Genomic DNA, 12,822 nt, shown 5'->3' with positions numbered 1-12,822 from the left:
CGCCTAAAAACATGAGTTTGATTAAGAACCACACAAGAACTTACTAAAATATGATATTCCTTTCTTAATTATCCTTATAATACCTCATTGATGTAGTTATTTTAAAATAGTGACCTTTATGACAGCACCTGAACTTACTCAAGAACCACAATACCTTGATACCATGAAATACAACGTAGCTCCATTTTGGGAGAAGCGTCAACATGGATTTCTACAAGGTGAAAAAACCACTCAACTACACTGGGTAAGTTTCACAAGTCCAAGTCATAAGAAAGCGATCATGGTGGTTAATGGTCGTATTGAGAGTGTGTATAAATACCAAGAACTCTTTTATGATTTATTTTGCCAAGGTTATGACATTTATTCATTTGATCATCGTGGGCAAGGCTTATCCGATCGTTTAACAGACAATATCGACATTGGCCACATTGAAGATTTTAATGATTACATTCTTGATCTCAACACCATGACTCAATCATTGATTACACCCGAGAATTATGAAGACTGCTACCTTCTTGGTCACTCAATGGGAGGCGCTATTGCAACGCAATACGTTCAATGTTTTTCTCACCCATACTCAGCCCTTGTATTAAGCGCACCAATGCACGGTATTTACATGAAACCGTGGTTAAAGCCTATCGCAAGCCCTGTTAGTCATTATTTAAGTCAATGGTCTGCCTTGCCTTCTTATGCGTTAGGTCAATCCCCTTATCAAGCAAAACCGTTTTTAGATAATCCACTAACCACCAGTGAAATTCGTTACCAATGGTTTAGAGATTTATATCAAACCTTCCCGGAACTGCAAATTGGTGGCCCAAGTAATCACTGGGTTAATCAAGGTATTAAAGGAGCAAAACTGTGTATTGCTCAAGCACCGGCCTGCACAATACCAACCTTATTAATGCAGGGTGAAAAAGATAAAATTGTAGATAACAAGTCACACCTCAAATTTCAGAAAAAAGCCCCTAATTGCCAGCTCATCACGATTAAAGAGGCAAAGCATGAATTATTATTTGAATCTGATGCCTGCAGAAATCAAGCCTTACAGGAAACATTCGCTTTCTTTGAGGCTCATTCAAAAAAATAATGCCTCCGCGGCAGACTAAAAGGGGAAAGATCATAATTGCTATCTTTACCCTCTTTTTTCATTACAAAGTGACGTAAACTGGCCTCAGTTAACTTTGAACTCCAATTTTCACCATGAGGCTTTATGATTACTATCGTTGCGTCTGATCTTGACGGCACACTGCTTACTCCAGAACACAAACTTGCTGACTTCACGAAAAAAACACTCAATAAACTTCATCAACAAGAACTCACTTTTATTTTTGCGACTGGCCGCCATCACATTGATGTTGGTAATCTACGTAATGAAGTGGGTATTCCGGCTTATATGATCACCTCAAACGGTGCTCGTGTGCATGATGAAAATGACCAACTGATTTACAGTAAAAATGTTCCTCAAACATTAATTCCTCAAGTGATCGATCTTTTAAAAAATGATGACCTGTTGTCTATACATATCTACTCAGATGACCAATGGTTTTTAAATAAAGAAGACGAAGAATTAAAAGAATTTCATGACAATGGCTTCACTTACACCTTATTTGATGTAGAAAATCCACCACTTGAAAATATTGCTAAAATATTTGTCACCATGCCTGAACACGAATATTTAGTTCAATATGAAAACCAATTAAAAGAAAAATTTGGTGACCAATTGATGGTCGCATTCTCGACACCTTGGTGCTTAGAAGTGATGGCATCAGAAGTATCTAAAGGTGCAGCACTCGATGCCGTTGCTAAATTATTAGGTAAAACACTCGAAAACTGCATCGCCTTTGGTGATGGCATGAATGACTACGAAATGTTGAGCATGGCAGGCAAAGGGATTGTGATGGGAACATCGCATGAAAAAGTAAAAAAAGCCTTACCAAATAATGAAATCATTGGTTCTTGCGCTGACGAAGCCGTTGCTCATTACTTAGAAAATTTATTGTTAAAATAGCATTTTAAGTAGTTGGCCTATCATAGGCCAATTACTGGTTAACCATTTAAAAACAGTATATTAAGCAACTAAAAAAGCCAATGGAACAATCATATGCTCTCACTGGCTTTTTATTATCAATAAGTGAAATTACGATACTTTATCTCTATTTTTTCTTCGCTCTTGGATGCGCTTGATCATACGCTTGAGCAAGATGTTGAAAATCTAAATGGGTATAGATTTGCGTAGTAGAAATATTTTCGTGTCCTAATAATTCTTGTACTGCACGTAAGTTACCGCTCGATTCAAGCATATGCGTAGCAAATGAGTGACGTAGTTTGTGTGGGCTAATGTGGCTATTCACCCCTTGCTTCATTCCCCACTCAGCCATACGTTTTTGCACATTTCGATGAGAAATTCGAACGCCTAATTTAGAAACAAACAATCCTTTCTCTTCTGGGTTCGCTAATTGGTTTCGCACTTGCAGCCAGTGTCCTAACCATTCTTTCGCTTTCCCAGAAAAAGGGACTTTACGCTCTTTATCCCCCTTACCAATAACTCGTAATTCACCTTGGCGTAATTGAATGTCTCGAACATCAATTCCGACTAATTCAGCCAAACGTAAACCCGCGCCGTACATTAGCTCCATCATCGCTCGGTCTCGAATCGATAATGGATCATCTTCATTCACTTCCAGTAACTGCCCCATCTCATCCACATCAATATTTTTTGGTAATGGTCGAGATTTACGAGGCGCAGAAACACCTTTCGCGGGGTTTGCTTGCAATACATTACGTAAGACTAAGAAATCAAAAAAACTGCGTAATGAAGACAGTCGAGTCGATAAGCTGCTCGCTTTCAATCCCGAACGCATGCCTTTACTGGTGATTTGTCGAACCCATCCAGCATCAACGTCTTGCCAAGAATCAACACCAAGTTCAATTAACTGCTCAGCAATGGTTGTTAACTGGCGCTTATAGTTACGTTGAGTATAAATACTCAATCCCTTTTCATTACGCAAGAACTCGTAAAATGCAGTTAGGTGTTTTTCATATTGCGGAGGTAATGATTCACTCATTATGTGCTTTAGACCACTGAGTTAGTAAGTAATGGAACACACTCACAAGTTGTTCCAAAAATAACGTATCCATATTCGGTTGAAAATGGCCACCATCACGGCTAGCAAAAGCCATGATCCCCAGCGGGGTTGACTGTCCTAATGGTAAAACAGCAAATGACCCCAATTCTGAATTTGAGGCATTTAGCCCACCATAGGCCAATAAGCTATCACGCTCAGTTTGACGCAAGCGCCCTAAGTATGCAGAACGACCATTCAAGAATTTTTTCATGAAATTATCGAGGGCTGTTTTATCTACATTGTATTTAGGATGAGCATGATCAATGATTTTTATATAAGCCGTTAAATTCAGCACGACGGCTTTCTGCTCTATAATTTTAGCGGCTTGATCAAATGACTCACACATCAATAATTGTTTTTGAACATCAGCAAAGTCATGAAATAAGCGATCATTTTTTGCCGCGAGTGACATTAACTGAGTAATTTCTTCTTCTAAATCACCAATACGATTACGTAGCTTACTGACTTGTACTTCAACTAAAGAAACTACGCCTCGCTCAGGAGTATCTACTTTAATTCGCCCAAGAAGCTCAGGATGCTGTTGAAAAAAATCAGGGTGATCCATTAAAAATTGAGCCACAACGTCTTCCGTTAGTTGAGTCGGCTGTGGCTCTATTATTGGTGTTACTTCATTCATATTGATAATTGACCGTCATAAACGTGTGTCGCAGGCCCTGTCATAAATAACGGTTTACCCGGGCCTTGCCAAACAATACGTAAATCACCACCAGGTAAAGACACTTTAACGTCTTCTTCTAGGAGCTCTTGCATTATGCCTATGGCAACCGCTGCGCAAGCACCGCTTCCGCACGCTTGAGTTTCACCCGCACCACGTTCATACACACGTAATTTAATTTCGCTCGGAGAAACTATCTCCATAAAGCCTGCGTTTACTCGCTCAGGGAAACGTTCATGCCCTTCCACTAATGGGCCGTATTTATCAACATCGTAATTATCGACATCATCCACCACCGTCACGCAGTGTGGATTGCCCATACTCACCGCACCACAAAATAATGTTTTATCTTCCGCACGCAATAAATAGGTTTTTTCAGCTTGAGTCGCTTTAAATGGAATTTTGTTTGGTTCAAATTGAGGTTCACCCATGTTCACCGTAATTTGGTCATCATCTTCCACTTTTAAACTCATTTTTCCTTTTTTCGTGCTTACCGAAATAGTCGTTCGATTCGTTAAGCCTTTCATTCGGACAAAACGAGCAAAACAACGAGCGCCATTACCGCATTGCTCTACTTCTGTGCCATCAGAATTAAAAATTCGGTAATGGAAATCAGTTTCAGGATCATAGGGAGCTTCAACCACCAATAACTGATCAAAACCGATACCACGATTACGATCAGCCAGACGACGGATCAAATCTGGTGAAAAGAAAATATTTTGAGTTAAGCAATCAACCACCATAAAGTCATTGCCTAGCCCGTGCATTTTAGAAAAATGAAAGTGCATAGTTGTTCTTCTTTTTATTTTATCTTTCTAGGTTGAATACCAAAAGAGCAAGCAGCCTAAGCCTCTTGCTCTTTATTCTAAGTTAGTTTGGTAAAATAGATTCCAGCTCCCACAAAGAGCTTAATTCTTCTCGCTTACGAACAAGATGCACTTGATCGCCATCGACCATTATTTCTGCCGCACGAGTACGTGTATTGTAGTTTGATGACATAACAAAGCCATACGCACCCGATGAACGAACAGCCAATAAATCATTCGCTTCAAGAACTAAATCACGATCTTTACCCAAGAAATCACCCGTTTCACAAATAGGGCCAACTAAATCATAACTTTGAGCTTCGCCTTCACGTGGAACAACAGGCACAATGTCTTGCCATGCTTGATACAACGCTGGACGCATTAAATCATTCATTGCGGCATCAATGATCGCAAAGTTTTTGTGTTCCGTATGTTTTAGGAACTCAACTTTAGTCACTAATATCCCCGCATTTGCTGCAATCGCACGACCCGGCTCAAAAATAAGCTCTAAGTCCTCACGACCCGTTAAGCGACTTAATAATGCCGTAGCGTATTCTGACGGTTGAGGCGGTAATTCATCACGATAAACCACGCCTAAACCACCACCAACATCAAGGTGGCGAATATTCACACCTTGTGCTTTTAAGTCATCAATCAACGCTAACAAGCGATCCGTTGCATCAATGAATGGCGTAATGTCCGTTAATTGAGAACCGATATGGCAATCAATGCCTTGGATATTTAAGTTCGGTAACGTTTGTGCAAATTTGTACACTTCTGGTGCGCGATCAAACGCGATACCAAATTTATTGTCACGCAAACCAGTAGAAATATACGGGTGTGTTTTTGCATCAACATCAGGATTAATTCGCAATGAAATTGGAGCAATCACACCCATCTCTTCAGCGACTGCATTTAAGCGCTCAAGCTCTGGTTCCGATTCTACGTTGAAACATTTAATGTTTAATTCTAATGCGCGGCGCATTTCTTTTGCTGTTTTACCAACACCAGAAAACACGACTTTCGTAGGATCACCACCAGCGGCAACCACACGCTCAAGTTCACCTTGAGAAACGATATCAAAACCTGAACCTAGACGGGCAAGCGCATTCAATACACCAATGTTTGAGTTTGCTTTAACGGCATAGCACACAAGGTGAGGTTGCTCACCGACCGAGCTATCAAATGCATTCCAATGGCGCTCTAACGTCGCACGAGAATACACATACAATGGCGTACCATATTGCTCAGCCAATTGTGTAATTGGTCGTTCTTCAGCCCAAAGCTGTCCATCGTCCTTATAATTGAAATAATCCAATGTCATCTTCCTTGTCTAGTTTTCAGTTATTCTATTAATAGATTTCAGTGCATGAATACATTTATTACAAATACACTATTCTGCGGCTTCTGTTTTTGGTGCATCATCCGTTGGCATGTATAACCCACCAGTTTGACCGCAGCCCGCCAATGCTAAGACACTCAGTAGCATTAACGCCATCACTCTTTTTTGCATAAGATTTTACCATTAGTGTTAATATCTGGTTATGCTCTCTATAATCGCACCACAGCCAAGAAAAGCAATAGGATAAACAAGATGAATAATACTGAATTTCACGAATTAGTTGATGCGAAACTGCAATTACTTGAAGATATGATTGATGATTCTGGCGCAGACATTGAGCCAATAATCACAGGAAACGTATTGACCTTAGAATTTGAAAACCGCAGCCAAATCGTGATCAATAAACAAGAACCAATGCATGAAATCTGGTTAGCGTCTAAATCTGGCGGCTTTCACTTTGCTTATACTGATGAAAAATGGACATGCTCTAAAACAGGGGTTGAATTCATTGAAATGGTAAAAGAAGAATGCCAGAAACACGCAGATGAAGTGATTCAATGGGCTTAATGCTATCTTTATGAATCATCGTAAGCTCTTTTGAACTACTCAGAAGGGCTTCATTTATTATTTTCCCCACCTCAACTCTGTCACCTTCGAATACAAATTAACTCAACATAAGGCCAAGGAATGCCTATGAAAAGCATATCGAACATCACAAAAATCACAGGGACGACTCTGATCTCTTTATCTATCTCTGCTTGCTCAATAAGTCCAAACTACGATAAATCCGTCGGAGAAAAAAACTCACTCGTTATTGAGCAACAAATGGGGATATATCAAAATGAATCACTCGATCAATACGTCAAACAAGTGGGTGCTCGCTTAGTCTCTCATCTTGATTCACCACAGTTTGATTTTAAATTTGAAATTATTGATGACCCAATCCCAAATGCGTTTGCCCTCCCTGGTGGTTATATTTATATTTCTCGGGGTTTGTTAACTCTAATGAACAATGAAGACGAGCTCGCCTGTGTATTGGCTCATGAAATTATTCATGTCACAGAAAGGCATTCAATTCAGCAAATGAAACGAAGTATTCTGCCTGGCATAACTCAATTACCCGGCAACATTGTTGGCAACGTAATAAATGAAGACTTAGGTAATCTAATTAATACCCCGTTTACCTTTAGCAACGATTTATTAATGGCAAACTACAGTCGTTCTCATGAAACAGAATCAGATGAACTTGGTGTAAATTTAGCGGCAAAATCTGGCTATAATCCCATGGCGATGGGCGTTATTTTAGCTCGTATAAATGATGCGATTGAATTTAAAACGCAGACGGAAACTGAAAAAAGCTACTTTGATAGCCACCCTTACACACCAGAACGTGTTAAGCATGTCGATCTATCGGCAAATGCATTAAGAGTGATACCTCAAAAACCGATTAAGCCTAATTTTCTCTATAAACTCAATGGGTTAGTCGTCGGTGAAAATCCAGAAAATGGTGTTTTTTCTGAATCAACATTCATTCAGCCTACGATGGGCTTTACCGTAGTATTCCCTAAAGAGTGGCAAACAGTAAACCAACCTCAAGTTGTTGCGGCGATCAATGAGACACACGATGGTTTTGTCGCTCTCTCCGTTTCCGAGCCTCAATACACTGCTGAGCAAACAGCGCATCGCTTTAGTCAGTACCTTGAACTTAAATATAATTACTTAGCGCCAGTAAATACGGTTGAGTTAACATGGGGAGCAACCATGTATAACGTGCAATTAACGGATAAAGAAGGAAAACAAGACACGTTTATCACCCAATATTGGCTCGATTTGAACGACATCACTTATCAAGTACTAACTCTAAGTACCGCGAAAAACAAAAGTGAAGTCAGCATTTCAGCCCTCTCTTTACAACCAATCACAGATGCACAAATTGCAGCAATAACTCAAAAAGAGATCGCGATTACTACGGCAATAAAAGGCGAAAGTGTCAATGAGCTAACCAAGCGTAATCATTCTGATTTATCGGCAGAAGAGACAGCGATATGGAATGGATTAGAAGAAAATACGCCACTACACCAAGGCGATGAAGTAAAAATAGTCGTGATTAAGCCCTATAAGAAATAAACGCTTTAAAACAAAAAACGCCTCAATATAATTATTGAGGCGTTTTATTTATGGCACTTACTTGCTTAGTTTATTACGCACCAATGCCCGCATGACGTAACATGGCATCCACTTGAGGTTCACGACCACGGAAGCGTTTAAATAATTCCATAGGTTCTTCACTGCCGCCCATTTCAAGAATATTATTCAAGAAGCTTTGGCCTGTTTCCGTGTTGAAAATTCCTTCGTCTTCAAAACGCGAGAACGCATCGGCTGATAATACTTCTGCCCATAGATAGCTGTAATAACCCGCACCGTAACCGCCCGCGAAAATATGACTAAAGCTGTGAGAAAAACGGTTCCACTCGACACTAGGTAATACCGCTACCTTTGCTTTTACTTCTGCTAGGGTTTCTAATACTTTTGCACCTAGATCTGGATCGTAATTTGTGTGCAGTGTGAAATCGAACATCCCGAATTCTAACTGACGCAAAATAAACATCGCTGATTGGAAGTTTTTCGCCGCCAGCATTTTATCTAACATTTCTTTTGGTAATGGCTCACCCGTTTCATAGTGACCAGAAATAAACGCGAGTGCTTCTTCTTCATAACACCAGTTTTCTAAGAACTGACTTGGTAGCTCAACCGCATCCCAAGGCACACCATTAATACCCGACACTGACGCCACATCAATTTGCGTTAGCATGTGGTGGATACCATGACCAAATTCGTGAAATAACGTCACTACTTCATCATGAGTAAATAACGCAGGCTTACCACCAACAGGCTTACTGAAGTTACACGTTAAATACGCGACAGGCGTTTGCAGTTCACCATTTTCAGTCAAACGACGAACACGACATTCATCCATCCATGCACCACCACGTTTGTGTTCACGCGCGTATAAATCTAAATAGAAGCTGCCACGTAAGGTGTTGGTTGAATCGAAGATATCAAAGAAACGCACTGATTCGTGCCATACATCAACGCCTTCACGCTCTACCACTGTCATACCAAACACACGGTTTAGCACTTCAAATAGGCCAGATACGGCTTTTGATTCAGGGAAATAAGGACGTAATTCTTCATCTGAAATCTGATATAGCTTTTGCTTTAATTTTTCAGAGTAATAAGTCACATCCCATAGATCCAACTCATCAATATCAAACTCTTCTTTTACAAACGCTTTTAGCTCTGCAACTTCGCGCTCACCTTGAGGTTTAGCCTTCGCTGCTAAGTCATTTAAAAAACCAAGGACTTGCGTTGGGCTCTCGGCCATTTTTGTTGCTAACGATTTTTCACTGTACGAAGAGAAACCCAATAGGCGCGAGACTTCATGACGAAGATTAAGCTCTTCTGAAATAAGATCGGTGTTATCCCACTTACCGGCATTTGGACCACGATCCGATGCACGAGTCACAAACGCTTCGTAAATTTCACGGCGCAGTGGTTTATTGTCACTGTACGTCATGACTGGAATGTACGATGGCATCTCTAATGTCAGTAACCAACCGTCTAATTCTTTTGCTTCTGCCGCCGCTTTCGCCGCTGACATCGCCGATTCAGGTAACCCTGATAATTCAGCTTCATCCGTAATATGCTTTGACCAACCCATGGTTGCATCAAGCACATTGTTACTGAAATTTGAGCTTAATTCTGACGTGCGCTTACTGATATCACCGTAACGCTTTTGTTGATCAGCGGGTAAACCAATGCCTGATAATTCAAAATCACGCAATTCATCAATAATGGTTTTTTGTTGAGCTTGAGAAAGCGTAGCAAAATCGGCACTCGCTTTGATTTCTTTATAGGCGTGATAGAGCGCTTTGTTCTGCCCAACCCAAGTTCCGTACTCGGAAAGGATAGGTAAACACGCTTCATACGCTTCACGCAGGGCTTCACTGTTTTGCACTGAATTCAAATGGCTCACTGGTGACCAAATGCGGCTTAGACGATCATCCGTTTCAGCAAGGGGAACAATAATGCTGTTCCAACTTGGTACGGCATCAGACGCCAATACGTCTTCTATTTTAGCTCGGCAATCTGCAATCGCTTGTTCTACTGCAGGTTGAATGTGTTCTGGCTTAATTTGAGAAAAAAGAGGCAAGTCAGTAAAGGTAAGTAACGGATTAGACATATTCATTCCTTTTTATTTCTTATTCGATTTGATGTCGCTATCTACTTAAGATGGTGCTTAATGGATTAAATTTCAATGGGTGATGCAAGAGTGTGCACATTGCGTTATAAACTTGGGTATAATATTCCCATTCAAATAGTGAGAGTTCATTCATGCTAAGTTATCGTCACAGTTTTCATGCTGGCAACCATGCCGACGTAGTTAAACACATTGTACAAAGCCTTATCCTTAATTCATTAACGCTAAAAGATAAGCCATTTGTTTATCACGACACCCATTCAGGGGTTGGCCGTTACGACTTAACGCATGAATGGTCTGAAAAAACAGGTGAATACAAACAAGGTATCGAACGTATTTGGGATAAAACAGACATCCCAGAAGAAATCACAAGTTACCTTGATGCCGTAAAAGCATTAAATGAAGACGGTGAATTACGTTATTACCCAGGGTCTCCTTGTGTTGGTCGTGCGCATATACGCTGTTATGACCGCATGGTATTAACCGAACTTCACCCTTCTGATTACCCATTGCTTGAACAAGAATTTCACAGTGATCGCCAAGTATCTATCTATAAAGAAGACGGTTTTGCTCGATTAAAAGCAAGCTTGCCGCCACCAGAGCGCAGAGGCTTGGTATTAATCGACCCACCTTATGAGCTTGCAAAAGAATATTACGATGTGGTTAACGCGATTGGCCAAAGCCATAAACGTTGGGCTACAGGCATTTATGCGATTTGGTACCCAGTGGTTAATCGTTGTGATATCGACGACATGATCAATGGCCTTAAAAAACTAAATATCCGTAACATTCTTCAAATTGAATTAGGTGTATCCCCTGATACAAACGAGCGTGGTATGACAGCATCTGGCATGATCGTTATCAACCCACCTTGGAAACTAGAAAGCCAAATGAATACTATTTTGCCTTTCTTGAAAGAAGCGATTGCACCTGCAACAGGTCACTGTAAAGTGGAATGGATTGTTCCGGAATAAAAAATAAGGGTTCAGGCCGGTCGCAAGCTCCCTCAAAGGATTCAGGAAAAGCAGATAGCATTGCTCAGTTTTATCTCTTTCCTGAAACCTGCAAGCGAAGCGACCTGAAACCTAGTAGACCTTGAAGATCGTACACCTTGAAAAAATAAAATTTGGTCGCATTTCATACATAGAATGTAAGAAGAATTAAAAACTTATTGGAGAGAAAGTAATGGCTACGCATTTTGATTATATCTGTATCGGTGGTGGTTCTGGTGGTATTGCATCAGCAAACCGTGCTGCTATGCATGGCGCGAAAGTCGCTCTTATCGAAGCACAAGAACTTGGTGGCACCTGTGTAAACGTAGGCTGCGTACCTAAAAAAGTAATGTGGCACGGCGCTCAAGTTGCTGAAGCCATTAATTTATACGCAGAAGATTATGGCTTTGATGTTGAACTGAAAAAATTCAACTGGAGTAAAATGGTTGAAAATCGCCAAGCTTACATTGGTCGTATTCACGAGTCTTACGACCGCGTTCTTGGTAACAACAAAATAAACGTGATCAAAGGCTTCGCTAAGTTTATCGATGCAAACACCGTTGAAGTCAATGGCGAACATTACACTGCCGATCATATTCTTATTGCTGTTGGTGGTCGTCCAACAATCCCTAATATCCCAGGCGCAGAGCACGGTATTGATTCAAATGGTTTCTTTGAAATCACAGAACAGCCAAAACGCGTTGCGATTATTGGTGCAGGTTACATTGCGGTAGAAATTGCCGGTGTACTTCATTCTCTAGGCACAGAAACTCATTTATTTGTTCGTAAAGAATCTCCACTTCGTAGCTTTGATCCAATGATCATCGATACGCTAGTTGAAGTGATGAACACAGAAGGCCCAACCCTTCATACTCACTCTGTACCAAAAGAAGTGGTTAAAGAAGCCGATGGCAGCCTAACGCTTCACCTAGAAAATGGTGAGACACAAAACGTTGATACGCTAATTTGGGCGATTGGTCGTCACCCAGCGACTGACGCTATCAACTTAGAGAAAACGGGCGTTGCTATTAACGATCGCGGTTACATCAAAGTTGATGAATACCAAGCAACAAACGTAAAAGGCATTTACTGTGTTGGCGACATCATGGAAGGCGGCATTGAGCTAACTCCTATCGCAGTTAAAGCCGGTCGTTTACTGTCTGAGCGTCTATTCAACGGTCAAACAAACGCAAAAATGGATTACACATTAGTTCCTACCGTTGTGTTTAGCCACCCACCGATTGGCACGATTGGTCTTACTGAACAAGAAGCTGACGAGCAATACGGCAAAGACAACGTAAAAGTGTACACATCAGGCTTCACTGCGATGTACACAGCGGTAACTAAGCACCGTCAACCTTGTAAAATGAAACTGGTTTGCGCTGGTGAAGACGAAAAAGTTGTTGGCTTACACGGTATCGGTTTCACGGTTGATGAAATGATCCAAGGTTTTGCAGTAGCAATGAAGATGGGCGCAACTAAGGCTGATTTCGATGCCGTTGTGGCGATTCACCCTACTGGGTCTGAAGAATTTGTTACGATGAGATAAGCACTGTTATTTAATATTCAAACCGAAAAACGCCGCCCATGGTTAATATGAGCGGCGTTTTTTATTTATTC

Annotated in this window: 12 protein-coding genes; 6 read left to right on the top strand and 6 right to left on the bottom strand. The window is 40.8% G+C overall.

Annotation, left to right across the window (positions count from 1 at the left end; translation table 11 throughout):
* Nucleotides 1–118 precede the first annotated feature (118 nt).
* Nucleotides 119–1,087 (top strand): alpha/beta fold hydrolase, encoded by a 969-nt coding sequence (locus tag A6E04_RS17145; RefSeq protein WP_017020942.1) that lies wholly within the window; start codon nt 119–121, stop codon nt 1,085–1,087.
* Nucleotides 1,088–1,210: 123 nt separating this feature from the next.
* Complete coding sequence (locus A6E04_RS17140; RefSeq protein WP_065611960.1) at nt 1,211–2,008, top strand: Cof-type HAD-IIB family hydrolase; 798 nt, start codon at nt 1,211–1,213, stop codon at nt 2,006–2,008.
* A gap of 145 nt (nt 2,009–2,153) precedes the next feature.
* On the opposite strand, the gene xerC is transcribed toward A6E04_RS17140, so the two are convergent.
* The 5 genes from xerC to lptM all read right to left on the bottom strand — a co-directional run bounded on the left by xerC (nt 2,154) and on the right by lptM (nt 6,120).
* Nucleotides 2,154–3,065 (bottom strand): tyrosine recombinase XerC, encoded by a 912-nt coding sequence (gene xerC / locus A6E04_RS17135; RefSeq protein ID WP_012549021.1) that lies wholly within the window; start codon nt 3,063–3,065, stop codon nt 2,154–2,156.
* Nucleotides 3,058–3,762 (bottom strand): DUF484 family protein, encoded by a 705-nt coding sequence (locus tag A6E04_RS17130; protein WP_065611959.1) that lies wholly within the window; start codon nt 3,760–3,762, stop codon nt 3,058–3,060. The genes xerC and A6E04_RS17130 overlap by 8 nt, the downstream gene beginning before the upstream one ends.
* Complete coding sequence (gene dapF, locus A6E04_RS17125) at nt 3,759–4,589, bottom strand: diaminopimelate epimerase (RefSeq protein WP_017020939.1); 831 nt, start codon at nt 4,587–4,589, stop codon at nt 3,759–3,761. The genes A6E04_RS17130 and dapF overlap by 4 nt, the downstream gene beginning before the upstream one ends.
* 82 nt (nt 4,590–4,671) lie before the next feature.
* Nucleotides 4,672–5,925 carry a diaminopimelate decarboxylase gene (lysA, locus tag A6E04_RS17120; protein WP_026025334.1) on the bottom strand — a complete coding sequence of 418 codons (1,254 nt, stop codon included), beginning with the start codon at nt 5,923–5,925 and terminating at the stop codon, nt 4,672–4,674.
* Between the two features lie 75 nt (nt 5,926–6,000).
* Nucleotides 6,001–6,120 carry an LPS translocon maturation chaperone LptM gene (lptM, locus tag A6E04_RS20985; protein WP_083199069.1) on the bottom strand — a complete coding sequence of 40 codons (120 nt, stop codon included), beginning with the start codon at nt 6,118–6,120 and terminating at the stop codon, nt 6,001–6,003.
* Between the two features lie 81 nt (nt 6,121–6,201).
* On the opposite strand from lptM, the gene cyaY reads away from it, so the two are divergent.
* Both cyaY and A6E04_RS17110 read left to right on the top strand, forming a co-directional pair.
* The gene (cyaY, locus tag A6E04_RS17115; RefSeq protein ID WP_012549017.1) at nt 6,202–6,516 is read left to right on the top strand and encodes an iron donor protein CyaY; all 315 of its coding nucleotides are present in this window, start codon (nt 6,202–6,204) and stop codon (nt 6,514–6,516) included.
* A gap of 126 nt (nt 6,517–6,642) precedes the next feature.
* Nucleotides 6,643–8,076, top strand: a complete 1,434-nt coding sequence (locus A6E04_RS17110) for a M48 family metallopeptidase (protein ID WP_244886289.1) — start codon at nt 6,643–6,645, stop codon at nt 8,074–8,076.
* A gap of 73 nt (nt 8,077–8,149) precedes the next feature.
* On the opposite strand, the gene prlC is transcribed toward A6E04_RS17110, so the two are convergent.
* Nucleotides 8,150–10,192: an oligopeptidase A gene (prlC, locus tag A6E04_RS17105; protein WP_017020935.1), complete on the bottom strand. Its 2,043-nt coding sequence runs from the start codon at nt 10,190–10,192 to the stop codon at nt 8,150–8,152.
* Nucleotides 10,193–10,344: 152 nt separating this feature from the next.
* On the opposite strand from prlC, the gene A6E04_RS17100 reads away from it, so the two are divergent.
* Together A6E04_RS17100 and gorA are read left to right on the top strand one after the other, a co-directional pair.
* Complete coding sequence (locus A6E04_RS17100) at nt 10,345–11,184, top strand: 23S rRNA (adenine(2030)-N(6))-methyltransferase RlmJ (protein ID WP_012549014.1); 840 nt, start codon at nt 10,345–10,347, stop codon at nt 11,182–11,184.
* A 211-nt stretch (nt 11,185–11,395) separates the two neighbouring features.
* On the top strand, nt 11,396–12,751 hold the full coding sequence (gene gorA / locus A6E04_RS17095) for a glutathione-disulfide reductase (RefSeq protein WP_065611957.1): 1,356 nt from the start codon (nt 11,396–11,398) through the stop codon (nt 12,749–12,751).
* Nucleotides 12,752–12,822: the final 71 nt, after the last annotated feature.

This window comes from Aliivibrio logei, assembly GCF_001691055.1.
In the GTDB taxonomy this organism is placed as follows: domain Bacteria; phylum Pseudomonadota; class Gammaproteobacteria; order Enterobacterales; family Vibrionaceae; genus Aliivibrio; species Aliivibrio salmonicida.
The sequence above is the reverse complement of the archived record's forward strand: the minus strand, read 5'-3'. Positions and strand labels throughout refer to the sequence as shown.